The organism is Streptomyces sp. NPDC048370 (assembly GCF_043200825.1).
GTDB lineage: Bacteria > Actinomycetota > Actinomycetes > Streptomycetales > Streptomycetaceae > Streptomyces.
The window spans coordinates 282808-306220 of sequence record NZ_JBICYI010000004.1; the positions used below are offsets into that span (position 1 = coordinate 282808).

17 protein-coding genes, 3 tRNA genes and 1 pseudogene are annotated in these 23413 nt (G+C 72.5%); 7 read left to right on the forward strand and 14 right to left on the reverse strand.

Annotation, left to right across the window (positions count from 1 at the left end):
- Nucleotides 1–329 precede the first annotated feature (329 nt).
- The 3 genes from ACGFYP_RS12120 to ACGFYP_RS12130 all read right to left on the reverse strand — a co-directional run bounded on the left by ACGFYP_RS12120 (nucleotide 330) and on the right by ACGFYP_RS12130 (nucleotide 733).
- Nucleotides 330–406 (reverse strand) — tRNA-Ile (locus ACGFYP_RS12120).
- A gap of 176 nt (nucleotides 407–582) precedes the next feature.
- Nucleotides 583–655: transfer RNA gene (locus tag ACGFYP_RS12125), tRNA-Asn, on the reverse strand.
- Between the two features lie 5 nt (nucleotides 656–660).
- Nucleotides 661–733 (reverse strand) — tRNA-Asn (locus ACGFYP_RS12130).
- A gap of 169 nt (nucleotides 734–902) precedes the next feature.
- Here ACGFYP_RS12130 and ACGFYP_RS12135 point away from each other — a divergent pair.
- Nucleotides 903–1205: a YtxH domain-containing protein gene (locus ACGFYP_RS12135; protein ID WP_393490260.1), complete on the forward strand. Its 303-nt coding sequence runs from the start codon at nucleotides 903–905 to the stop codon at nucleotides 1203–1205.
- Nucleotides 1206–1278: 73 nt separating this feature from the next.
- On the opposite strand, the gene ACGFYP_RS12140 is transcribed toward ACGFYP_RS12135, so the two are convergent.
- Complete coding sequence (locus ACGFYP_RS12140) at nucleotides 1279–1482, reverse strand: hypothetical protein (protein WP_393490265.1); 204 nt, start codon at nucleotides 1480–1482, stop codon at nucleotides 1279–1281.
- A gap of 80 nt (nucleotides 1483–1562) precedes the next feature.
- Between ACGFYP_RS12140 and ACGFYP_RS12145 the strand changes: the two genes are divergently transcribed.
- The 3 genes from ACGFYP_RS12145 (at nucleotide 1563) to ACGFYP_RS12155 (ending at nucleotide 6754) form a co-directional block, all read left to right on the forward strand.
- On the forward strand, nucleotides 1563–3002 hold the full coding sequence (locus ACGFYP_RS12145; protein WP_361965522.1) for an FGGY family carbohydrate kinase: 1440 nt from the start codon (nucleotides 1563–1565) through the stop codon (nucleotides 3000–3002).
- A 90-nt stretch (nucleotides 3003–3092) separates the two neighbouring features.
- Nucleotides 3093–4826, forward strand: a complete 1734-nt coding sequence (locus tag ACGFYP_RS12150; protein ID WP_393490270.1) for an ABC transporter ATP-binding protein — start codon at nucleotides 3093–3095, stop codon at nucleotides 4824–4826.
- Nucleotides 4826–6754 carry an ABC transporter ATP-binding protein gene (locus ACGFYP_RS12155; protein ID WP_393490274.1) on the forward strand — a complete coding sequence of 643 codons (1929 nt, stop codon included), beginning with the start codon at nucleotides 4826–4828 and terminating at the stop codon, nucleotides 6752–6754. The genes ACGFYP_RS12150 and ACGFYP_RS12155 overlap by 1 nt, the downstream gene beginning before the upstream one ends.
- A 23-nt stretch (nucleotides 6755–6777) precedes the next feature.
- Here the strand turns inward: ACGFYP_RS12155 and ACGFYP_RS12160 are convergent.
- The 6 genes and pseudogenes from ACGFYP_RS12160 to ACGFYP_RS12185 form a co-directional block, all read right to left on the reverse strand.
- A pseudogene (locus ACGFYP_RS12160) lies at nucleotides 6778–7923 on the reverse strand (RNA polymerase sigma factor); the annotation flags it as partial.
- Nucleotides 7924–8026: 103 nt separating this feature from the next.
- Nucleotides 8027–9952 carry a DNA primase gene (gene dnaG / locus ACGFYP_RS12165; RefSeq protein WP_393490279.1) on the reverse strand — a complete coding sequence of 642 codons (1926 nt, stop codon included), beginning with the start codon at nucleotides 9950–9952 and terminating at the stop codon, nucleotides 8027–8029.
- Nucleotides 9953–9989: 37 nt separating this feature from the next.
- Nucleotides 9990–11252, reverse strand: a complete 1263-nt coding sequence (locus ACGFYP_RS12170; RefSeq protein ID WP_393490284.1) for an NAD(P)/FAD-dependent oxidoreductase — start codon at nucleotides 11250–11252, stop codon at nucleotides 9990–9992.
- A 221-nt stretch (nucleotides 11253–11473) separates the two neighbouring features.
- Nucleotides 11474–12787, reverse strand: a complete 1314-nt coding sequence (locus ACGFYP_RS12175; RefSeq protein WP_393490288.1) for a deoxyguanosinetriphosphate triphosphohydrolase — start codon at nucleotides 12785–12787, stop codon at nucleotides 11474–11476.
- A gap of 98 nt (nucleotides 12788–12885) precedes the next feature.
- A complete protein-coding gene (locus tag ACGFYP_RS12180; RefSeq protein WP_393490291.1) occupies nucleotides 12886–14112 on the reverse strand; it encodes a sirohydrochlorin chelatase in 1227 nt (408 codons plus the stop codon).
- An 89-nt stretch (nucleotides 14113–14201) separates the two neighbouring features.
- Nucleotides 14202–14906, reverse strand: a complete 705-nt coding sequence (locus ACGFYP_RS12185; protein WP_393490293.1) for a hypothetical protein — start codon at nucleotides 14904–14906, stop codon at nucleotides 14202–14204.
- Between the two features lie 84 nt (nucleotides 14907–14990).
- Between ACGFYP_RS12185 and ACGFYP_RS12190 the strand changes: the two genes are divergently transcribed.
- The 3 genes from ACGFYP_RS12190 to ACGFYP_RS12200 all read left to right on the forward strand — a co-directional run bounded on the left by ACGFYP_RS12190 (nucleotide 14991) and on the right by ACGFYP_RS12200 (nucleotide 18956).
- Nucleotides 14991–15719, forward strand: coding sequence for an aquaporin (locus ACGFYP_RS12190; RefSeq protein ID WP_393490297.1), 729 nt, complete (start codon nucleotides 14991–14993; stop codon nucleotides 15717–15719).
- Between the two features lie 31 nt (nucleotides 15720–15750).
- Complete coding sequence (locus ACGFYP_RS12195; RefSeq protein ID WP_393490300.1) at nucleotides 15751–16503, forward strand: vancomycin high temperature exclusion protein; 753 nt, start codon at nucleotides 15751–15753, stop codon at nucleotides 16501–16503.
- A 308-nt stretch (nucleotides 16504–16811) separates the two neighbouring features.
- Nucleotides 16812–18956 carry a molybdopterin oxidoreductase family protein gene (locus ACGFYP_RS12200; RefSeq protein WP_393490304.1) on the forward strand — a complete coding sequence of 715 codons (2145 nt, stop codon included), beginning with the start codon at nucleotides 16812–16814 and terminating at the stop codon, nucleotides 18954–18956.
- Here the strand turns inward: ACGFYP_RS12200 and ACGFYP_RS12205 are convergent.
- From ACGFYP_RS12205 to ACGFYP_RS12220, 4 genes are all read right to left on the reverse strand, one after another.
- Nucleotides 18910–19305, reverse strand: a complete 396-nt coding sequence (locus ACGFYP_RS12205; RefSeq protein WP_393490309.1) for a gamma-glutamylcyclotransferase family protein — start codon at nucleotides 19303–19305, stop codon at nucleotides 18910–18912. The two genes, ACGFYP_RS12200 and ACGFYP_RS12205, sit on opposite strands and share 47 nt — an antisense overlap.
- Nucleotides 19302–19646: a divalent-cation tolerance protein CutA gene (gene cutA / locus ACGFYP_RS12210; protein ID WP_393490314.1), complete on the reverse strand. Its 345-nt coding sequence runs from the start codon at nucleotides 19644–19646 to the stop codon at nucleotides 19302–19304. The genes ACGFYP_RS12205 and cutA overlap by 4 nt, the downstream gene beginning before the upstream one ends.
- A 108-nt stretch (nucleotides 19647–19754) precedes the next feature.
- The gene (locus tag ACGFYP_RS12215; protein ID WP_393490318.1) at nucleotides 19755–21671 is read right to left on the reverse strand and encodes an ABC transporter ATP-binding protein; all 1917 of its coding nucleotides are present in this window, start codon (nucleotides 21669–21671) and stop codon (nucleotides 19755–19757) included.
- The gene (locus ACGFYP_RS12220; protein WP_393490321.1) at nucleotides 21668–23401 is read right to left on the reverse strand and encodes an ABC transporter ATP-binding protein; all 1734 of its coding nucleotides are present in this window, start codon (nucleotides 23399–23401) and stop codon (nucleotides 21668–21670) included. The genes ACGFYP_RS12215 and ACGFYP_RS12220 overlap by 4 nt, the downstream gene beginning before the upstream one ends.
- Between the last annotated feature and the right edge of the window lie 12 nt (nucleotides 23402–23413).

A 23413-nucleotide genomic window follows, 5' to 3' on the forward strand; every position in this document is an offset into this window, starting at 1 on the left:
TTGCGGCATTCGACGGCGCATCCGACACCCCGCACGCCGGGGAACAAGATCCGGCCACCCGGCCGATTCACGGCGGTACGGGGGGTACGGAGGCGGGTGCGGCCCGGCGCGCGATCGGTCCTGTGGTCCGGCTCACAGAGGGACCGACAGAGGGGCCGGTCGATACCGGCGGTGGGTCATCCGGGTGACTCGGGCGTGTCGCGGCTTCCGTGTCCCGAATCTGTCCCCACACTGGGGGGAAAGCGCGGCCGAAAGCCGTCGCGAAGTCGGTGGCGAATCGTCCGACCAGCAGGACGTGCTGGTCAGAACGATTCTGCTTCACCATGCGGTGGTGGGGCGGGTGGGACTCGAACCCACGGCCGACGGATTATGAGTCCGCTGCTCTAACCGGCTGAGCTACCGCCCCTCACCGCGTGGCGCGTACATGTGTGCGCGCCGTCTGCCGCAGCATAGCCGCTCATACGATCTCCTGCTCCGGATGGTCGGCGTCTGCTGCGGACTGCTCGACCATGAGGACCGCGCAGCGTGGCGCATGGTTCCCGGGCATACAAAAAAGGACCCCTAAGGGTCCTCTTTCGCTTGCTCCCCCGGCTGGACTCGAACCAGCAACCCTCCGGTTAACAGCCGAATGCTCTGCCAATTGAGCTACAGGGGATCGCGCTCCCCCGACTGGACTCGAACCAGTAACCTGCCGGTTAACAGCCGGCTGCTCTGCCAATTGAGCTACAGGGGATTGCTGCGGTTGCACCGAACGGATCCACCTCGGGTGTTCCCAGGCGGCGCGCGTTCGCTGCGACACATACATTAGCGCAAGCAGGGGGGTGCTCCGCCAATCGGTATGCCGTGGGCGCTCGTGGGCACCAGTGAGGCAACAGGGAAGCTCAAGGGAAGGTGGTGCCGCCGTGCGGTACAAGCTGACGTTCGTGGTGGGGCTGGCCCTCGGTTACGTCATCGGCACGCGCGCCGGGCGCGAGCGCTACGAGCAGATGAAGAAGTCGGCCAGGGACTTCTCCCAGAACCCGGCGGTCCGCAACGCCGCCGAGTCCGCGGCGCAGACCGGCCGCCAGGTCGCGGGGAAGGCGTTCCACGCGGTGAGCGACAAGGTGGGCGACAAGCTCCCCGCCTCGGTCACCGACCGGATCCACTCCCTCCGCCACCACAACGGCCAGGTGACCGAGGACGAGTGGGGCGTGAGCAACACCTGAGCCGGGCCCGGAGGGCAGCCCGGAGGGCAGAGCTCGGCCGGGCCGAGCGGCCGAGACGGGTCGGCTGGGCGAGCTAGGTGAGACGGGCGGGCTGCGCGAGCCGGCCGAGACGGGCGGGCCGGCCGAGACGGGTGAGCTGGGCGAGGCGGCCGAGCCAGGCGGGCTGCGCGAGACGGCCGGGCCAGGCGAGCTGCGCGAGACGGCCGATCCGGGCTGGCCGGCCGAGCCGGGTCGGCTTGACCGGCGCGTTCGGTCGGTGGGATCCGGGCGTCTCCATCGCAAGGCGGTGCCCGAAAACGCATCCCCTACCCCGCACGCGCTCCCCTTACTCCTCCGCGTGGGGCAGAATCTCCTGCCATGGGGATAGTCGCCGGCTTGGACAGTTCTGCCGAGTTCACACGCATCGTCGTCTGCGACGCGGACACGGGTGCCGTACTGCGTCAGGGGTACGCCCCGCACCCGGGTGAGCCCAAGGCCACCGATGTCGACCCGCAGGCCTGGCTGCTCTCGCTCGGCGAGGCGGCCGGTGGCGGGCTGCTCGAAGGGGTGCAGGCCATCGGGGTCTCCGCCCAGCAGCACGGGCTCGTGCCGCTCGACGCGCAGGGCGGGCTCGTCCGCCCCGCGCTCGTCGGCAACGACAAGCGCGCGCAGGTGGCCGCCGCCGACCTCGTCGAGGCCTTCGGCGGACGGCAGGCCTGGGCCGAGGCCGTCGGCTCCGTACCGCAGTCCGGGCAGCCCGTCGCCAAGCTCCGCTGGCTGGCCCGCTCCGAGCCCGAGCACGCCCAGCGCGTCGCGATGCTCCTCCAGCCGCACGACTGGCTGGTCTGGCAGCTCCTCGGCCGCCCCCTGCGCCGTACCACCGACCGCGGCGCCGCCTCCGCCACCGGCTACTGGTCCGCGGGCACGGGCGCGTACCGCCCCGACCTCGTCGAGCTGGCCCTCGGTCACCAGGCCGTGCTCCCCGAGGTGCTCGGCCCCGCCGAGGCCGCCGGAACCACCCCCGAGGGCCTGCTGATCTCCGCCGGTACGGGCGAGACCATGGCCGCCGCCCTCGGGCTCGGCCTCGGGCACGGCGACGCGGTCGTCTCCCTCGGCGCCTCCGGCTCGGTCATGGCCGTGCACCACGAGGCGCTCGCCGACCCGCAGGGCCTGATCACCTCCTTCGCCGACGCGGCCGGGATGCACCTGCCCGTCGTCCACACCTCCAACGCGGTACGGGCGCTGCGCGGCACCGCCGAGATGCTCGGCACGGAGAGCCTGGAGGAGCTGTCGGCGCTGGCCCTGAAGTCGACTCCCGGCGCCTCGGGGCTCGTCCTGCTCCCCTACCTGGAGGGCGAGCGCACCCCGCAGCTGCCGCACACCGCCGGCACGCTCAGCGGGCTTCGCCGCGAGTCGATGAAGCCCGAGCACCTCGCCCGGGCCGCGTTCGAAGGCATGCTCTGCTCGCTGACCGACGCCATGGACGTCCTGCGCGGACGTGGGGTGGAGGTGCGCCGGGTGTTCCTGCTCGGTGCGGTGGCCGGGCTGCCCGCCGTCCAGGCGATCGCCCCGGCGATCTTCGGCGCGCAGGTCGTCGTGCCGCAGCCCGCGGACTACGCGGCCCTGGGCGCCGCCCGGCAGGCCGCGTGGGCGCTCGGGGTCGCCCGGGGCACGCTGTCGCCCGCCGCTCCCCCGGCCTGGCAGGGCGCCTCGGCGCAGATCTTCGAGCCGGGTGAGGAGCTGGCGGTCGGTCAGGCGGTACGGCAGCAGTACGTGGCCACGCGGGAGCAGATCCACCCCGGCGCGTTCGGTTCGTAGCGACAGCGGATTCGGCTGGTAGCGGAGTCCGTTCAAGACTCGACAAAACACAGTCGTCACGTCGTGGGGGCGCGGGCGATAGTAGAACCCGTGCTCCTACGACTTCTCCGAACCCACCTTCGACCGTACAAGAAGCCCATCGGTCTGCTGGTTCTGCTGCAGTTCCTGCAGACCTGTGCGTCCCTCTACCTGCCGACCCTGAACGCGGACATCATCGACAACGGTGTCGTCAACGGGGACACCGGCTACATCCTGCGGTTCGGCGCCCTGATGGTCGCCGTCTCGGTGATCCAGGTCGTCTGCAACGTCGGTGCCGTGTACTACGGGGCGAGGACCGCCTCCGCCCTCGGCCGGGACGTCCGCGCCGCGGTCTTCGACCGGGTGCAGTCCTTCTCCGCCCGCGAGGTCGGGCAGTTCGGCGCCCCGTCGCTGATCACCCGTACGACCAACGACGTCCAGCAGGTCCAGATGCTGGTCCTGCTGGCGTTCACGCTGATGGTCTCGGCGCCGATCATGTGCGTCGGCGGCATCGTCATGGCGCTGAGTCTCGACGTACCGCTGTCGGCGGTGCTGATCGCGGTCGTGCCGGTGCTCGGCATCGCGGTCTCGCTGATCGTGAAGAAGATGCGCCCGCTGTTCCGGACGATGCAGGAGCGGCTCGACACGGTGAACCGGGTGCTGCGCGAGCAGATCACCGGCAACCGGGTGATCCGGGCCTTCGTGAAGGACGACTACGAGCGGGAGCGGTTCAAGGTCTCCAACACCGAGCTGACCGACGTCTCGATGGCGACGGGCCGGTTGATGGCGCTGATGTTCCCGACCGTGATGACGGTCGTGAACATCTCCAGCGTCGCGGTGGTCTGGTTCGGAGCGCACCGCATCGACAGCGGTGGGATGGAGATCGGCGCGCTGACCGCGTTCCTCGCCTATCTGATGCAGATCGTGATGGCCGTGATGATGGCCACCTTCATGTTCATGATGGTGCCGCGCGCCGAGGTCTGCGCCGAGCGCATCGAGGAGGTACTCGCCACCGAGAGCAGCGTCGTGCCGCCGGCCGAGCCGGTGCGCGAGCTGGGGCGGCGCGGTCACCTGGAGGTCCGGAGCGCGGACTTCCGCTACCCGGGCGCCGAGGAGTCGGTCCTGCGGGACGTGGAGCTGGTGGCGCGGCCGGGCGAGACGACAGCGATCATCGGGTCGACCGGCAGCGGCAAGTCGACGCTGCTCGGCCTGGTGCCCCGGCTGTTCGACGTGACCGGCGGCGAGGTTCTCGTCGACGGCGTGGACGTACGGAAGCTGGCCCCGGAGCTGATGGCGCGGACCGTGGGGCTCGTGCCGCAGAAGCCGTACCTCTTCTCGGGCACGGTCGCGACGAACCTGCGGTACGGCAAGCCCGACGCGAGCGACGAGGAGCTGTGGCACGCGCTCGAGGTCGCGCAGGCGGCGGACTTCGTGAAGAAGCTGGAGCACGGGCTCGACGCGCCGATCGCGCAGGGCGGGACCAATGTGTCCGGCGGTCAGCGGCAGCGGCTCGCGATCGCCCGGACGCTGGTGCAGCGGCCGGAGATCTATCTCTTCGACGACTCGTTCTCGGCGCTCGACTACCGGACCGACGCGCTGCTGCGGGAGGCGCTGAAGTCGGAGACGTCGGACTCGACCGTCGTCATCGTCGCCCAGCGGGTGTCGACCATCCGGGACGCCGACCGCATCGTGGTCCTCGACGAGGGCCGGGTCGTGGGCACCGGACGCCATCACGAGCTGATGGCGGGCAATGAGACGTACCGGGAGATCGTGCTCTCCCAGCTGACCGAGGCGGAGGCAGCCTGATGGCCGGTCCTGGTGGACGAATGATGGCCGGTGGAGGCCCCGACCAGCGGTCGATGGACTTCAAGGGCTCCAGCAAGCGACTGCTGCGGCAGCTGGCGCCCGAGCGGGGCGCGCTCTGGCTGATGCTGATCGCCGGTGTGCTCAGCGTGGCGGCCTCGGTGGTCGGCCCGAAGATCCTCGGCAAGGCGACCGACCTGATCTTCGCGGGCGTGATCGGGCGGCCGATGCCCGACGGCACGACGAAGGCGCAGGCGATCGAGGGCCTGCGGGCCAAGGGCGACGGCGGGATGGCGGACATGCTGTCCGGGGTGGACTTCACCCCCGGGCAGGGCATCGACTTCACGGCCGTCGGCGAGGTGCTGCTGTGGGTCCTGGCGATCTATGTGGCGGCCGGTCTGCTCATGCTGGTGTCGACCCGGATGTCGATCAAGGTGATCAACCGGACCGTCTACCGCATGCGGGAGGACGTCCAGGCGAAGCTGGCGCGGCTGCCGCTGTCGTACTTCGACCGGGCCAAGCGCGGTGAGGTGCTGAGCCGGGCCACCAACGACATCGACAACATCTCCCAGACGCTCCAGCAGTCGATGGGCCAGCTGATCAACTCGCTGCTGACCATCGTCGGCGTCCTGGCGATGATGTTCTGGATCTCGCCGCTCCTCGCGCTGGTCGCGCTGGTGACCGTGCCGGTGTCGGTGGTCGTGGCCACGAAGGTCGGCAAGCGCTCGCAGCCGCACTTCGTGCAGCAGTGGAAGTCCACGGGCACCCTCAACGCCCATGTGGAGGAGATGTACACCGGCCACGCCCTGGTGAAGGTCTTCGGGCGGCAGGACGAGTCGGCCGCCGACTTCCGCGAGCAGAACCAGGCGCTGTACGAGGCCGGCTTCAAGGCCCAGTTCAACAGCGGTGTGATGCAGCCGGTGATGTTCTTCATCTCGAACATCAACTACGTCCTCGTCGCCGTCGTCGGCGGACTGCGAGTGGCGAGCGGCACGCTGTCGATCGGTGACGTGCAGGCGTTCATCCAGTACTCCCGCCAGTTCTCGATGCCGCTGACGCAGGTCGCGTCGATGGCGAACCTGGTGCAGTCGGGCATCGCCTCCGCCGAGCGGATCTTCGAGCTCCTCGACGCCGAGGAGCAGACCCCGGACTCCCCGGCGAGCGAGAGGCCGTCGGAGTCGCAGGGCAAGGTCGCCCTGGAGGAGGTGTCGTTCCGCTACGAGCCGGAGAAGCCGCTCATCGAGGAGCTGTCCCTGACGGTGGAGCCAGGTCACACGGTCGCGATCGTCGGCCCGACGGGCGCGGGCAAGACGACGCTCGTGAACCTGCTGATGCGGTTCTACGACGTGACCGGCGGCCGGATCACCCTCGACGGCGTGGACATCTCGGCGATGTCCCGCGAGGAGCTGCGGTCCGGGATCGGCATGGTCCTCCAGGACACCTGGCTCTTCGGCGGGACGATCGCCGACAACATCGCGTACGGGGCGAGCGGGGAGATCACGCGGGAGCGGATCGAGGAGGCGGCGCGGGCGGCCCACGCCGACCGCTTCATCCGGACCCTGCCCGACGGCTACGACACCGTCATCGACGACGAGGGCGGCAACGTCAGCGCCGGCGAGAAGCAGCTGATCACCATCGCGCGGGCGTTCCTGTCCGATCCGGTGATCCTGGTCCTGGACGAGGCGACCAGCTCGGTCGACACCCGTACCGAGGTCCTCATCCAGAAGGCGATGGCCCGACTCGCCCACGGGCGCACCTCGTTCGTGATCGCCCACCGGCTCTCCACCATCAGGGACGCGGACGTGATCCTGGTGATGGAGAACGGCTCGATCGTCGAACAGGGCACGCACGACGAGCTGTTGGCGTCCGGCGGCGCGTACGCGCGGCTGTACGCGGCCCAGTTCGCACAGGCGGTCGCCGAGGTCGACTGACCGGGCCGGCCGGACTCGGCGGACTAGTCCAGGTAGCCCCTGAGCTGGTCCGCGAAGGCATGGTCCCGCAGCTTGTTGAGGGTCTTCGACTCGATCTGGCGGATGCGTTCGCGCGTCACGCCGAAGAGCCGGCCGATCTCCTCCAGGGTGCGGGGCCTGCCGTCGTCGAGGCCGTAGCGGAGCTGGACGACCTTGCGTTCGCGCTCGCCGAGGGTGGAGAGGACGGCCTCCAGGTGCTCGCGCAGCAGCAGGAACGCCGCCGATTCCACGGGGCTCGTGGCGTCGCCGTCCTCGATGAGGTCGCCGAGGGCGACATCGTCCTCCTCGCCGACGGGGGCGTGCAGGGAGACCGGTTCCTGGGCGAGGCGCAGGACCTCGCCGACCCGCTCGGGGGCCAGGTCGAGCTGGGCGCCGACCTCCTCGGGGGTGGGTTCGTAGCCGCGTTCCTGGAGCATGCGGCGCTGGACCCGGATCACCCGGTTGATGAGCTCGACGACGTGGACGGGGACGCGGATCGTCCGGGCCTGGTCGGCGAGGGCCCGGGACATCGCCTGGCGGATCCACCAGGTCGCGTACGTCGAGAACTTGTAGCCGCGCGCGTAGTCGAACTTCTCGACGGCCCGGATCAGGCCCAGGTTTCCCTCCTGGACCAGGTCGAGCATGGTCAGTCCGCGCCCGACGTACCGCTTGGCGACGGAGACGACGAGCCGCAGGTTGGCCTCGATGAGCCGGCGCTTCGCCATCCGGCCGAGGACGACGAGCCGGTCCAGGTCGAGCGCCAGCTGCGAGTCCAGGTCGGGGGTGCCGGCGAGCTTCGCCTCGGCGAAGAGCCCGGCCTCGACGCGGCGGGCGAGCTCGACCTCCTCGGCGGCGGTGAGCAGGGGGATGCGGCCTATCTCGCGCAGGTACTGGCGGAACAGGTCGGAGGAGGGCCCGCTCCCGCCGAGATCGGTGACGCGGCGCGGCACCGGCTCCGGTTCGGGTGTGTCGTCCACGAACTCGGTGGGCTCCGGCGGATCGGCTCCCTCGGCCGGCTCGGCGGGGGCGGCCGGGGTGGGCGCCTCCGGATGGTGGGCGGCCGGGCGCTGCCCGGGCACGACGTCCGTCGGGGACAGGGTCTGGGTCTGCACGGGGGCGACCTCCAGGGTGATCGCTGCCGGTGCTCCGGGGGCTCAGGCACCGCTTCCCAGTGTGGGGTACGACACATCACTGCCACGAGGGGCGTGCGGTGACTTTTTGAGTTCGGGAGGTGACCGAACGTCAGAGCCTGCTCTAGAGGGCTGCTGCGCCGTTGGTGCGGAGGGACTGGGCGTACTGGGTGAGGACCCACAACTCGTTCTGTACGGCGGCCGCTTGGGTCGGGTCGCCGTTCGCGCCGAGGCGGGCCAGGGTGCCCTGGATGTCGCGGACGCGGCGGTCGACGGCGCGCAGGCGGACCTGGACGAGCTGGGCGCCCGCGTAGATCTCGTCGACGACCTTGGCGAAGATCGTCTCGACGGCGAGTTCGGTGACGAGCGCGCGGACCGTGTCGTTGGGCGCGGCCTCGCGGACGGCGGAGAGGTAGTCGGCCGGGGCTCCGGTGGCGCCGCCCGCGTCCTGGACGCACTGGCGGACGGCCGCGTAGGGCGGGGCGGTGAACTCGTCGGCGCCGTACGCGTCGAAGGCCGGGGAGACCAGCTCGGGACGCTGGAGGGCGAGCTTGAGCAGTTCGCGCTCGGTGCGGTGCGCGGGGCTGCGCAGGTTCAGCGCGGGGCCGCCGCTCGCGGCGGGCGCCTGGAGGGACTCGTACTCCCCCGTGGCCCTTCGGGCAGCGGAGGCACCCCCATGCTGGGGGGTCGAGGGGCCCGGGGCGCCCCGGCCGCCCCGGTCGCGCTGCCAGCGCGCGATCTGGGCGACGCGCTTGACCACGAACGGGGTGTCGAGGATGCCGAGCATGCCGGCGAGCTGGACGGCGACCTCGTGCTGGGAGGCGACGTTCTTGATCCTGGCGACGATCGGCGCGGCCTCGTCGAGGGCGGCGGCCCGGCCGGCCGGGGTCTCCAGGTCGTACCGCTTCACGATCTGGCGCAGCGCGAACTCGAACAGCGGGGTGCGCGGCTCGACCAGCTCGGCGACGGCCTGGTCGCCCTTGGCTAGCCGCAGATCGCAGGGGTCCATGCCGTCGGGGGCGATCGCGATGTACGTCTCGGCGGCGAACTTCTGGTCGTCCTCGAAGGCGCGCAGGGCGGCCTTCTGGCCGGCCGCGTCGCCGTCGAAGGTGAAGATCACGCGGGCCGAGCCGTTGTCCATCAGGAGCCGGCGGAGGATCTTGATGTGGTCGCCGCCGAAGGCGGTGCCGCAGGTGGCGATGGCGGTGGTGACGCCGGCCAGGTGGCAGGCCATGACGTCGGTGTAGCCCTCGACGACGACGGCCCGGCTGACCTTGGCGATGTCCTTCTTGGCCAGGTCGATGCCGTAGAGCACCTGGGACTTCTTGTAGATCGGCGTCTCGGGCGTGTTCAGGTACTTCGGCCCGTTGTCGTCGTCGCGGAGCTTGCGCGCGCCGAAGCCGACGACGTCGCCGCCGACGTCCCTGATCGGCCACATCAGCCGGCCCCGGAAGCGGTCGATGGGGCCGCGGCGGCCGTCCTGGGAGAGCCCGGAGAGGATCAGCTCCTTGTCGGAGAAGCCCTTGCCGCGCAGGAAGCGGGTGAGGTGGTCCCAGCCGGCCGGGGAGTAGCCGACGCCGAAGTGCGCGGCGGCGGACTGGTCGAAGCCGCGCTCGGCGAGGAACTTCCGGCCGATCTCGGCCTCGGGCGAGTCGAGTTGGTCGATGTAGAACTGGGTGGCGACCTTGTGCGCCTCGACCAGCCGGATGCGCTCGCCGCGCTGGTGGCCGGGGTTGTAGCCGCCCTCTTCGTACCGCAGGGTGATGCCCGCCTTGGCGGCGAGGCGCTCGACCGTCTCCGAGAAGGAGAGGTGGTCGATCTTCATCACGAAGGCGATGGTGTCGCCGCCCTCCTGGCAGCCGAAGCAGTGGAACAGGCCCTTGCTCGGGCTGACCTGGAAGGAGGGGGACTTCTCGTCGTGGAAGGGGCACAGGCCCTTGAGGTTGCCGCCGCCGGCGTTGCGGAGCTGGAGGTACTCGGACACGACGGCGTCGATCGGGACCGCGTCCCGTACCGCCTTCACGTCGTCATCGTTGATCCTGCCTGCCACGCAGGAAGTCTACGTGGGCGGGGAACCGACCGGCCCCCTAGTCGACGAGGCTCTCCAGGGGGACGGAGGGGTCGGCGAGGGCGTCGGGGTCCACGGGGGACTGGGCGCGGATGAGCTTCTGGATGGGGTCTGTGACGTCCCACACATTCACGTTCATCCCGGCGAGGACCTTGCGGTCCTTGAGCCAGAAGGCGATGAACTGCCGCTTGCCGACGTCGCCGCGGAGCACGACCTGGTCGTAGGAGCCGGGCGGGGCCCAGCCCGAGTACTCCATGCCGAGGTCGTACTGGTCGGAGAAGAAATACGGGACGCGGTCGTACGAGACCTGCCGGCCGAGCATGGCGCGGGCGGCGGCCGGGCCGCCGTTGAGGGCGTTGGCCCAGTGCTCGACGCGCAGCCGGGTGTTCAGGAGCGGGTGGTGGGCGGCGGCGACGTCGCCGGCCGCGAAGATGTCGGGGTCGGAGGTGCGCAGCGACGCGTCGACTGCGACGCCCCCGCCGTGGGCGCGGTCCACCAGGGCGAGTCCGGCGGCCTCGGCGAGGGCGGTGCGCGGGGCGGCGCCGATCGCGGCGAGGACGGCGTGCGCGGGGTGCTCCTCGCCGTCGTCGGTGCGGACGGCGAGGACCATGCCGTCCTGGCCGACGATCTCGGCGAGCCGGGCGCCGAAGACGAAGCGGACGCCGTGCTCGGTGTGGAGATCGGCGAAGAGCTGGCCGAGCTCGGGGCCGAGGACCTGGTGGAGCGGGGTGGGCTCGGACTCGACGACGGTGACCTCGGCGCCGTAACCGCGCGCCGCGGCGGCGACCTCGAGACCGATCCAGCCGCCGCCCGCGATCACCAGGTGGCCGTTGTCGCGGCCGAGGGAGGCCAGGACGTGGCGCAGCCGGTCGGCGTGGGCGAGCCGGCGCAGGTGGTGGACGCCGGCGAGGCCGGTGCCGGGGACGTCGAGGCGGCGCGGCTCGGAGCCGGTGGCGAGCAGCAGCCGGTCGTAGCGGATGGTGGTGCCGTCACCGAGGCGTACGGTGCGGGCCTCGCGGTCGACGGCGGTGACGGGCTGCCCGAGGTGGAGCTCGACCTCGGCGCGGGCGTACCAGGCGGCCTCGTGCACGAAGACGCTGTCGCGCTCCTCCTTGCCGGTGAGGTAGCCCTTGGAGAGCGGTGGGCGTTCGTAGGGGTGGTCGCGCTCGTCGCCGATGAGGATCACCCGGCCGGTGAACCCCTCGGAGCGGAGCGTCTCCGCCGCCTTGGCACCGGCCAGTCCTCCGCCGACGATGACGAAGGTCTGATCTGCGTCGACCACTTGATGCCTCCTCGTTGCGACCGGTTCTACGCTACGCCTCCGGGCGTTCGGCGAGCCGTTCCGCCTCGGGCCCTGAGCCGAGCGTCCCGCACGGAGCGTGATGACGAAAGAGGGCGGGTCCCGGCGGGGGCGCCTTGGGGACTGCCGGACAGGTCCTAGGGGCTGTCCGGCGGATCAGGGTCGGATAGCCGCGGCCCCGGCCATGATCCGCCGGACAGGTCCTAGGGGCGGCCGTGCCTGAGGCGGGAGTGGAGGGTGCGGGCGGAGGCGTCGGTGAGGGAGGCGATCTGGTCGATGATCACCCGCTTGCGTGACCTGTCGTCGTCCGCCGTGTCGAAGAGGGCGCGGAACTGGGGGTCGAGGCCCTCGGGGGCGCGGGCGGTGAGCGCCTCGGCGAGCTCGGCGAGGACGATGCGCTGGTCGGCCCGGAGGGCCTCCTGCTCGGCGCGCTGCATGACGTACCGGTCGGCGACGGCCTTGAGGACGGCGCATTCGTTGCGGGTCTCGCGGGGGACGACGAGCTCGGCCGCGTACCGGGTGAGGCGTCCTGAACCGTACGCCTGCCGGGTGGCTCCTTCGGCGGAGAGGGCGAAGCGGCCGATCAGCTGGCTGGTGGCGTCCTTCAGGCGGGCCTGGGCGACGGCCGATCCGTCGTAGCCGTGCGGCCACCAGTCCTGGTCGACGAGCCGGTCGAGGGCGTCGGCGAGCTCCTGCGGGTCGGTGTCGTGCGGGACGTACCGGCCGATGGCGACGCGCCAGATGTCGGCGCGCTCGGGCTCGGAGAAGAGCATGTTCGGGTCGATGTGGCCGGCGTGCAGACCGTCCTCGAAGTCGTGGACGGAGTACGCGACGTCGTCGGACCAGTCCATGACCTGGGCCTCGAAGCACTTGCGGTCCGCGGGAGCGCCCTGCCGGGCCCACAGGAAGACGGGGAGGTCGTCCTCGTACACCCCGAACTTGGACGAGTCGGGGTTCTCGGGGTGACCGCCGCGCGGCCAGGGGTACTTGGTGGCGGCGTCGAGCGCGGCGCGGGTGAGGTTGAGGCCGACGCTGACGGGCTCGCCGGTGGTGGCGTCGGCGATGAACCGCTTGGGTTCGATACGGGTGAGCAGGCGCAGCGACTGGGCGTTGCCCTCGAAGCCGCCGCAGTCCTTGGCGAATTCGTTGAGCGCGACCTCGCCGTTGTGCCCGAAGGGCGGGTGGCCCATGTCGTGGGCGAGGCAGGCGGCCTCGACGAGATCGGGGTCGCAGCCGAGTGCGGCGCCGAGCTCGCGCCCGACCTGGGCGCACTCCAGGGAGTGGGTGAGGCGGGTGCGGGGGCTGGCGTCCCAGGCGTGGCTCCGGGAGCCGGGGGTGACGACCTGGGTCTTGCCCGCGAGCCGGCGCAAGGCGCTGGAGTGCAGCACGCGCGCGCGGTCCCGCTGGAAGGCGGTCCGCCCCGGGCGCTTGTCGGGCTCGGCGGCCCAGCGCTCGGTGGCGGCGTCGTCGTAGCCGGGGGTGTCCGTGATGCCTGGGGTGTCCGTGAAGCCTTCCATGCACCGAAGGTAACGGGCGGGACGGACAGTGGGGCGCTCGACGGGTGTCTTTCGGCTGCGGGCTGGGTGGAGGACTGGTTGGAGCTCTGGGCGGAGGTCTAGGCGGAGGCGAGTTCTCGCCAGGTGGGCACGGGGTGGGGAGCGGGCGCGTTCGTGGGAGTGGGTGCGGGTGTGGATGTGGAGGAGGGAGGTGTAGCTGCGGGGGCGGACGCCGTCAGGGCTGCCAGGGCCTCGTCGTAGCGGTGGAGGACCAGGCGGGCGAGGGAGGGGTGGGCGCCGAGCGGGGGCGAGGCGATCCAGGGGGCGTGGGCGGCGGCGCGGCTCGCGAAGAGACCGGGGGCGGTGAAGCAGGAGGCGACGGCGACCCGGTGGCGGCCCCGGGCGGCGAGCACGCGCAGCGCCTCGGGGACGGTGGGCGTGGCGGCGGAGGCGTACGCGGGGACGACGGGCACCCCGCCGAGCCGCTCGGAGAGCGCGGCGGCGATCCGGCGGACGGCGGCGAGCCCCTCGCGGTCGCGGGAGCCGGCCGCCGCGAGGACGACACCGGTGGAGCGCGAGGCACTGTCCGCGGAGGTCCAGCCCGCTTCGGCGAGCCGGTCGGCGAGGGCCTCGACGAGCAGCGGGTGCGGACCGAGCGGCGCGGCGATCCGGACACGCCCGTCGGGTACGGCGGCGGCAGCGGCGGTCAGGTCGTACTTGACGTGATACCCGGGCCCGAAGAGCAGGGGCACGAGGACGGCACGTCGCCCGGCCGGAGGGCCCCCGCCGGCCACGGCGTGTCGGTCGGCCGCGGAAGCCTGGGGCGGCCCGGCGAGTCCGTCGGCCCCGGAGACCCGGGGCGGCCCGGCATGTCCGGCGGCCGCGGGCACCCGGGGCGGCCCGGCGAGTCCGTCGACCGCGGAACCACCGGCCGGCCCGGCATGTCCGTCGCCCGCGGGCACCCGGTTCGGCCCGGCGTGTCCGGCGGCCGCGGAAACCCCGGTCGGCAGCGCGGGTCCCGGCCCCAGCGGCACCCCGGCCGGCGCGGCGTCTGCCTCCGTGGGGCCGGTGAGGTCGGTGAGGAGGTCCGGGAGGAGAGGGGGGTTCAGTTCGATGTGGGCGAGGCGGACGTCGAGGCCTGGGCGGAGTTCGCGGACCCGTTCGACCAGGTCGGCGAGGGCGGCGCGGGCGCGCGGGTCGCGGCTGCCGTGGCCGACGGCGACGAGGGTGGGGCGGTCGCGTCGGACACCGTTGCGATGGACGTGGCTCAGCTGCGCGCCCAGCCGCGTCGTGATCATGCCGAGCAGCTCGGCCGTGCTGTCGAACGTACTGTCCCGCTCCGTCATGCACCGATCGTGACCGCGCCGCGTTGCCTCCCCGTTGCGCGGGCGTCACGAGTGTTTTCCACGGGCTCACGGTCCGCCCGACGCGGCTGTCAGGCGTCGGTGGCCAGCCAGACCCGCAGTGGGCCGAGCTCCTCGAAGCCCACGGCCAGCGCGGGCGGCAGGTCGTCGCCGGACTCGTAGCCGACGACCGGGCTGCCCGCGTCGACGAGGCTCAGGCAGCCGGCCCAGGCCTCGACCGGGTCGGTTCCCTCGGCGGCGAAGAGGTTGGAGACGCCGGTCACCCGCCAGTTGTCGGTGAGCACCGCTCCCCCGGTGATCCGGCCGTCGGCGCCGTACCCCGCGACGACCTTCGTCGCCGGGTCGGCGAGGAGTTCGGCGCGGAAGAGCGCCGCCTCGTCCGCGTCCCCGCCGCTCCACGCCATGGCCCAGGCGGCGAGCTCCGCCGCGTCGCGGACCGGGCGCCACGACGTGTCCGCCGGCACGGCGACCTCGGGGGCGGGGAGCCACCCGGGCCGGTGGATCCAACGCGCCTCGAAGAGCGGCCGGAAGCCCTCGGCGGTCAGGTCGAGGCAGGCGAAGGAGTCCTTGACCGAGGCCCCGGGGGTGCTGCGGTCGATGCCGTCCAGGACGTCCCGTACCGACGCGTCGGCGGACAGCGTCACGGCGTCCGGGTAGTACAGCGGCGTGCGGCGGCCGTTGGTCCAGGCGCTCCGCCCGAAGTTTCCGGGGTGGCCGTGCGCGCGGCACATCGCGTCGCACCACTCCGCGTTGTTGATGGCAGCCTCGCTGATCATCTGCGGATCGTACGGCTTTACCCCTTCCCCTCTCATTCTTTTATCCTCTCTCATTCTTTTATCTAGCGGAATATCTTTTCCACCATGCGAATGACTCCCTCTCCCTCCCCCGGGCTGCCCCGGCGCGCCCTCGCCGAACTCGTCGGCACCGCCGCGCTGGTGGCCGTCGTCGTCGGATCGGGCATCCAGGCGGCCGCGCTCAGCCAGGACGTCGGGGTGCGGCTGCTGGCCAACTCGCTCGCCTCCGCCCTCGGGCTCGGCCTGCTCATCGCGCTCCTCGGCCCGCTCTCCGGCGGCCACCTCAACCCCGTCGTCACCCTCTCCGAGTGGTGGGCCCGGCGGGGCGAGGACGGCGCTCCGGGGATCCGCGAGGTGGCCGTCTACGTCGCCGCCCAGTTCGCCGGGGCCGTCGCCGGGGCCCTGCTCGCCGAGGCCATGTTCGGGCGGGCGCCGGGCACCTGGTCCACCGCCGTCCGCTCCGACGTCCATCTGCTGCTCGGCGAGACCGTCGCCACGGCCGGGCTCGTCCTGCTCGTCCAGGGGCTGCGCCGCATCGGCCGCTCCTCGCTCGCCCCGGTCGCCGTGGCCGGATACCTGCTGGCCGCGATCTGGTTCACCTCCTCGGGCTCCTTCGCCAACCCGGCCGGGACGGTCGGCCGTTCCTTCTCCGACTCCTTCACCGGCATCGCCCCCGCCTCGCTGCCCGGCTTCGTCGGGGCACAGCTCCTCGGCGCGCTCGTCGGCGTCGCGCTCGCCACGGTTCTGTACGGCCGGAGCGAACCGAACGTCCCGCGTTCGCGTCGAACAGGGTGACGGGACAGTCAAGATCCACGGAGGTTCATCCATGCGCGGCCTGCGACGCGTTCGCGTACCCGCCCCGCTGCAGCGGGTGCCGCTCCGGTTGAAGCGGGTCACGCACGGGCTCACGCGGCTCTCCCCGCTGCCGCGCTCCACGCGGGCCCGCCGCCGTACCGTCCAGGCCGTCATGCTCGGCACGGTCCTCGCCCTCGCCCCCGCCACCTGGACGCACGCCGTCGCCGACAGCCGGCTGCGCACCACCGCCGAGGTGCCCGCGCAGGACGTCGCCGTCGTCTTCGGCGCCGGCCTGTGGAAGGGGCGGCCGACGCCGTACCTCGCGCACCGGCTCGACACGGCCGCCGAGCTCTACCGCGCGGGCAAGGTCAAGGTCGTCCTCGTCACCGGCGACAACAGCCGCGTGGAGTACGACGAGCCCGACGCGATGCGGACGTACCTCACCGAACGCGGGGTGCCGGACGGCCGGATCGTCAGCGACTACGCGGGCTTCGACACCTGGGACTCCTGCGTCCGCGCGAAGAAGATCTTCGGGGTCCACCGGGCCGTGCTCGTCACCCAGGACTTCCACATCAAGCGGGCCGTCGCGCTCTGCCGGGCGGCCGGCATCGACTCGTACGGGGTGAAGGTCGTCGAACCCCACGACTCCGTCTTCTACTACGGCGGTGTCCGGGAGCTCGTCGCGGCGGGCAAGGCCGCCGTGGACGCGACGCTGCGGCCCGACCCCCACTTCCTCGGCGAACGCGAGCGGGGCGTGACGGAGGCGCTCGCCTCGGCGGGCTGACCCAACGGCCGCGGCCGATGACCGCCCGGGCCCTCACCGCCCCGGCCCTCAACCACCCGGACCCTCAACCGCCCGGGCCCTCACCGCCCCGGCCTCTCTCCCCCCAACCAACCACCCGGGCCCTCACCGCCCCGGCCCTCAACCACCCGGACCCTCAACCGCCCGGCCCGTCACCGCCCGGCCTCGCACCGCCCGGCCTCGCACCGCCCCGCTCCTCACCCCTCGCGCGCCCTCCCAAGGAGCAGAACGCGCGGGACTTGTAATGCGGCGCGCCGCCTCCCGTAACACGCCCGTCGCACGCTTTCCGCATGTCCGAGGCTGTCACCACCCCCACGCACTGCCCCTACTGCGCCCTCCAGTGCGGCATGTCGCTGCGCCCCGCGGGCGGCACCGTGGAGGTGGTGGAGCGCCCCGACTTCCCCGTCAACCGGGGCGCGCTGTGCGGCAAGGGCCGTACCGCCCCGGCCGTACTCTCCTCCCGGGTCAGGCTGACCGGGCCCCTGGTCCGATGCCCTGACACAGGTGTCCTGAAGTCCGCCTCCTGGGAGGAGGCACTCGCCGCCGTCGCCGACGGGCTGCGCCGGACCCGCGCCGACCACGGACCCGATGCCGTGGGGGTCTTCGGCGGCGGCGGCCTCACCAACGAGAAGGCGTACGCGCTCGGCAAGTTCGCCCGGGTCGTGCTCGGCACCTCGCAGATCGACTACAACGGCCGCTTCTGCATGTCCTCCGCGGCGGCCGCGCACCAGCGGGCGTTCGGGCTCGACCGGGGGCTTCCCTTCCCCCTGGAGGACATCCCGCGCACCGGCTGCGTGATCCTCGTCGGCTCCAACCTGGCCGAGACCATGCCGCCCGCGCTGCGCTACCTCACCGAGCTGAAGGCGAACGGCGGGAAGCTGATCGTCATCGACCCGCGCCGCACCCGCACCGCCGAGCAGGCCGACCTCCACCTCGCGCCCCGCCCCGGCACCGACCTCGCGCTCGCGCTCGGTCTGCTCCATCTCGTGGTCGCCGAGGGGCGGGTGGACGAGGGGTTCGTCCGGGAGCGTACGGAGGGGTGGGAGGCGGCCAGGGCCGGGGCGATGGCGCACTGGCCCGAGCTGGTCGAGCGGATCACGGGCGTGCCCGTGCCGCTGCTGCGGGACGCGATGCGGATGTTCTGCGACGCGGAGAGCGGGATGGTGCTCACCGCGCGCGGCCCGGAGCAGCAGTCGAAGGGCACGGACACCGTCGGCGCGTGGATCAACCTCTGCCTGGCGACCGGCCGGGCCGGGCGGCCGCTGAGCGGGTACGGGTGCCTCACGGGCCAGGGCAACGGCCAGGGCGGCCGTGAGCACGGCCAGAAGGCGGACCAGCTGCCCGGCTACCGGAAGCTGGACGACCCGGCGGCGCGGGCGCACGTGGCGGGGGTGTGGGGGGTGGACCCCGACTCGCTGCCGGGGCCGGGCCGGAGCGCGTACGAACTCCTGGACGCGCTGGGAGGCGACGTGAAGTCGCTGCTCCTCATGGGCTCCAACCCCGTCGTCTCGGCGCCGCGCGCCGCGCACATCGAGGGGCGGCTGCGCTCGCTGGACTTCCTGGCGGTCGCGGACGTGGTCCTGTCGGAGACGGCGGAGCTGGCGGACGTGGTGCTGCCGGTCACCCAGTGGGCGGAGGAGACGGGGACCACGACCAACCTGGAGGGGCGGGTGCTGCTGCGGCAGAGGGCGATCACCCCGCCCGAAGGGGTCCGCACGGACCTGGAGGTCCTGCACGCGCTCGCGGCTCTCCTCGGCCGGGAGAAGGGCTTCCCGACGGACCCGGAGGAGGTCTTCGACGAGCTCCGCCGCGCGTCTGCGGACGGCCCCGCGGACTACTCGGGCATCAGCTACCGCCGCCTGCGCGAGGAGAACGGCGTCTTCTGGCCCTGCCCGGAGAGCGCGGGGCCGGCAGGCACGGGGCCGGCAGGCGCAGGGCCCACGGGGTCGGCAGGCGCGGGCCACCACCCCGGGACCCCCCGGCTCTTCCTCGACCGGTTCGCGACGCCGAGCGGACGCGCGCGGTTCGTGGCGGTCACGCACCGCCCGGCGGCCGAGGAGACCGACGCCGAGTACCCGGTGGTGCTGACCACCGGGCGGGTCGTCGCGCAGTACCAGTCCGGGGCGCAGACCCGGCGCGTCGACGAGCTGAACGCGGCCGCGCCCGGGCCGTTCGTGGAGCTGCATCCGCGGCTCGCCGAGCGGATCGGGGTGGCCGAGGGCGAGCGGGTCGCCGTCGTGTCGCGGCGGGGGCGGGCGGTCGCGCCCGCGCGGATCACCACGGCCATCCGCCAGGACACGGTCTTCATGCCGTTCCACTGGCCGGGCGAGGGCCGCGCCAACACCCTCACCAACCCCGCGCTCGACCCCGTCTCCCGGATGCCCGAGTTCAAGACGTGCGCGGTCCGGGTCGAGCCCGCCAGTCCCCGCCCCTGATGAGCGGCCCGTACGGGGTGCCGGCGGCAGCGAAGTAGACCCAGGCCCGTACGGTCGCCCCGTCCCCGACCCGTACCACCGCGCGCTCCGCCCGCTCGTACCCGGCGGGGAGCTCCACCCGGTCGAGTACGGCGAGGAGTTCGGCGTACGCGTCCGGCGCGGCGGTCACCAGGTCGCCCGCGACCAGGCCCTCGCCCGGCACGACGTAGGGGTAGCCGGGGCCGTCGTACAGCAGCGCGCCCGGCAGACGCGCCGGTTCCTCCCGGGCCGTGCGGCCGAGGAGGAAGCGGTCGTGGTTGTACTCGCCCGGCCGCAGCGTGCCGTAGACGAAGAAGGGCAGTTCGGTCATTCGGCGGCAGCGGCGTCCGGAGCGTCGGTCGTCTCGGCCTCCAGCCACGCCAGGTACGCGGCCGAGGCGCGGACCACCGGGGTGGCGAGGACCTCCGGGGTCTCGTAGTCGTGCGCGGCGAGGAGGTGGGCCTCGAGCTCCTCGTAGCGCGCTTCCGTCGTCTTGAAGAGGACCTGCCACTCCTCCTCGGTCTCGATCGCCTTCCGCCAGTGGTAGACGGAGGTGACCGGTCCTGAGACCTGCGCGCAGGCGGCGAGGCGGGCCTCGACCGCCCCGCGCGCGAGCTCCTGGGCCTTGGCCGGGCTGTCGGTGGTGGTGAGTACGGTGAGTGCGAGGGTCACGCGGCCCACCGTACTCACCACCGCCCGGCCCGGCGCCCGCACGTCCGCCCCGCGCCCGCCCGTCCGCCCCGCCCAAGCCCGCACCACCGTCACCGCCCCGCCCCGCGCTCACGCCGCCGCCGCGAACTGGGCCGCGTGCAGCCGGGCGTAGGTGCCGCCGGTCGCCAACAGCTCGTCGTGCGTGCCCTGTTCGACGATCGAGCCGTTCTCCATCACCAGGATCACGTCCGCGTCCCTGATGGTGGAGAGCCGGTGGGCGATCACGAAGGACGTACGGCCCTCGCGGAGGGAGGACATCGCCTTCTGGATGAGCACCTCGGTACGGGTGTCGACGGAGCTGGTCGCCTCGTCCAGGACCAGGATCACCGGCTCGGACAGGAACGCCCGGGCGATCGTGATCAGCTGCTTCTCGCCGGCGCTGAGCCCGACGCCGTCCTCGTCGAGGACCGTGTCGTAGCCGTCGGGCAGGGTGCGGATGAACCGGTCGGCGTGGGAGGCCATGGCCGCCTCGACGATCCGCTCGCGCGAGACGCCCTCCCGCCGCCCACCACCACCCTTGTCCGATGCGCTGCGCGCAGCCCCTTCCGATTGAACGCCGTACGCGATGTTGTCGGCGATCGTCCCGCCGAAGAGCCAGGTGTCCTGGAGGACCATGCCGATCCCGGACCGCAGCTCCTCGCGGGACATCGCCGAGATGTCCACGCCGTCGAGGGTGATCCGGCCACCGGTCACGTCGTAGAACCGCATCAGCAGGTTCACGAGCGTCGTCTTGCCCGCGCCCGTCGGGCCGACGATCGCGACGGTCTGGCCCGGCTCCACCGTCAGAGACAGGTCCTCGACGAGCGGCTTCTCCGGCTCGTAGCGGAAGGACACCTTCTCGAACGAGACCCGGCCGACGGCCTGCTCGCGACGGCTCCCCGGCGCGGCGGCCGGTGCCGGGGGCTCCTCCTCCGCGTCGAGGAGGTCGAAGACCCGCTCGGCGGAGGCGACCCCGGACTGCAGCAGGTTGGCCATGGCCGCGATCTGGTTGATCGGGCCGTTGAACTCGTACGAGTACTGGATGAACGCCTGCACGTCGCCGACGCTCAGCGTGCCGCTCGCCACCCGAAGCCCGCCGACGACCGCGATCAGGACGTAGTTGAGGTTGCCGACGAAGGTGAGGGCCGGCTGGATGAAGCCGGAGATGAACTGGGCGCGGAAGCTCGCCCCGTACAGCTCCTCGCCGAGCTCGTCGAAGCGCGCCACGGCCGCGTCCCGCCGTCCGAAGACGACGACCTCCGCGTGCCCGGTGATCATCTCCTCGACGTGGCTGTTGAGCCGGCCGGTGACGGCCCACTGCTTCACGAACTGCGGCTGGGCGCGCTTGCCGATCCGGGCCGCGACGAGCAGCGAGACGGGGACGGTCGCGAGGGCGACGAGGGCGAGCAGCGGCGAGATCCAGCACATCATCACCAGCACGCCGACGAGCGTGAGGAGCGCCCGGACCATCTGGCCGAAGGCCTGCTGGAGGGTCTGGACGATGTTGTCGATGTCGTTGGTGGTGCGGCTGAGGAGTTCGCCGCGCGGCTGCCCGTCGACGTACGAGAGTGGCAGCCGGGCCAGCTTGGCCTGGGCCTCCGCGCGAAGGCGGTGCCCGGCGCGCTGGACGACGGTCGTGGCGAGGCGCTGCTGCAGCCAGTTGAGCGCGGCGGAGCCGACGACGGCCGCGAAGGCGAGGGCGAGCGTCTCGCCGACGGCCCGGAAGTCGACGCCCGCCGGGGTCGCGGCGCCGGAGACGACGAGGTCGGTGGCGCGGCCGAGGAGCAGCGGGCTGAGGACGGCGAGGGCGACGCTCGCGGCCGCGGCGGCGAGGACGCCGATCAGCCGGGGGCGCTCGGGGGCCATGGTGCGCAGCAGCCGCAGGCCGGAGGCGCCGAAGTCCAGGGAGCGTTCGAGGGACGGGGTGGCGACGCCGGGGCCGCGCTGCTGCGCTGCGGGCCCACGGCGCTGCGGGGCGCGCCCCTTCCCACGCTGCGCGTCGCTCATGCTGCTTCCTCCTCGGTGAGCTGGGAGAGGACGATCTCCCGGTAGGTGGCGTTGGTCCGCATGAGGTCCTCGTGGGTGCCGCTGCCGACGGCCCGGCCCTGGTCGAGGACGACGATCCGGTCGGCGTCGCGGATGGTGGAGACGCGCTGGGCGACGACGACGACCGTCGCGTCGGCGGTCTCCTCCTTCAGGGCCCCTCTGAGCACGGAGTCGGTGCGGTTGTCGAGGGCGGAGAAGGAGTCGTCGAAGAGGTACACCCGGGGGCGGGCGACGAGGACCCGGGCGATGGCGAGGCGCTGGCGCTGGCCGCCGGAGAGGTTGGTGCCGCCCTGGGCGACCGGCGCGTCGAGCCCCTCGGGGAGCTCCGTGACGAAGTCGGCGGCCTGGGCGACCTCCAGGGCGTGCCACAGCTCCTCGTCGCTCGCCTCGGGCCTGCCGTACCGCAGGTTGCTCGCGATCGTGCCGGAGAAGAGGTACGGCTTCTGCGGGACGAGTCCGACGGTACGGGCGAGCAGCGCGGGGTCCATGGCGCGGACGTCGACGCCGCCGACCGTGATCTGCCCTGCGGTGGCGTCGAAGAGGCGCGCGACGAGGCCGAGCAGGGTGGTCTTGCCGCTGCCGGTGGAGCCGATGACGGCGGTGGTGCGGCCGGGCCGGGCGGTGAGGCTCACGGCGCGCAGGACGGGTTCCTCCGCGCCGGGGTAGCTGAAGTGGGCGTCGTGGATGTCGAGCAGGCCGGGTCCGAGCAGGGTGTGGACGGGTGCGGCGGGGGCGGAGACGGAGGGTTCGGTGTCGAGGATCTCCCGGATGCGTTCGGCGCTGACCTCGGCCCGCGGCATGTGCATCAGCAGGAAGAGGACCATCATCACCGACATCATGATCTGGAGCAGATAGCCGAGGAACGCGATCAGTGAACCGGCCTGCAGGGCCCCGGACTCGATCCGGTGGGCGCCGGCCCAGATGATGGCGACGGTCGAGAGCTCCCAGACGATCAGCACGATCGGGAACATGAGGGCCTGGAGCCGGCCGGCCCGGGTGCCGACCGAGCGGAGTTCGTCGTTGGCCTCGCCGAAGCGGTGCTGCTCGTGGCGGTCGCGGACGAAGGCACGGACGACCCGGATGCCGGTGATCTGCTCGCGCATCACCCGGTTGACCCGGTCGACGCGTTCCTGCATGCCCCGGAAGAGCGGCCGCATGCGCAGGACGACGGTGCCGACGCCCCCGGCCATCAGCGGGACGAAGAGCAGGAGCAGCAGGGCGAGCGGGACGTCCTGGTCGAGGGCCATGACGATGCCTCCGACGCACAGCAGGGGCGCCGCCACCAGCATCGTCAGGACGAGGACGGCGAACGTCTGGACCTGCTGGACGTCGTTGGTGGTGCGGGTGATGAGGGAGGCGGTGCCGAAGCGGCTCATCTCCTGGGCGGAGAAGTCCTGGACCCGGCGGAAGGCGGCGGCGCGCACGTCGCGGGCGACGCCCATGGCGACCTTCGCGCCGAAGTAGACGGCGGCGGCCGCGGCGGCGGCCTGGAGGAGGGTGACGGCGGCCATCAGGCCGCCGCCGGTGAGGACATGGGCGGTGTCGCCGCGCAGCACGCCGTTGTCGATGACGTCGGCGTTGAGGGTGGGCAGGGTGAGGGAGGCGAGGGACTGGACGAGTTGGAGGAGGACGACGAGGGCCAGGGTCCGCCGGTAGGGCCGGAGCCGACCGGCGATGAGCTTGAGCAGCATGGCAGCAGGCGC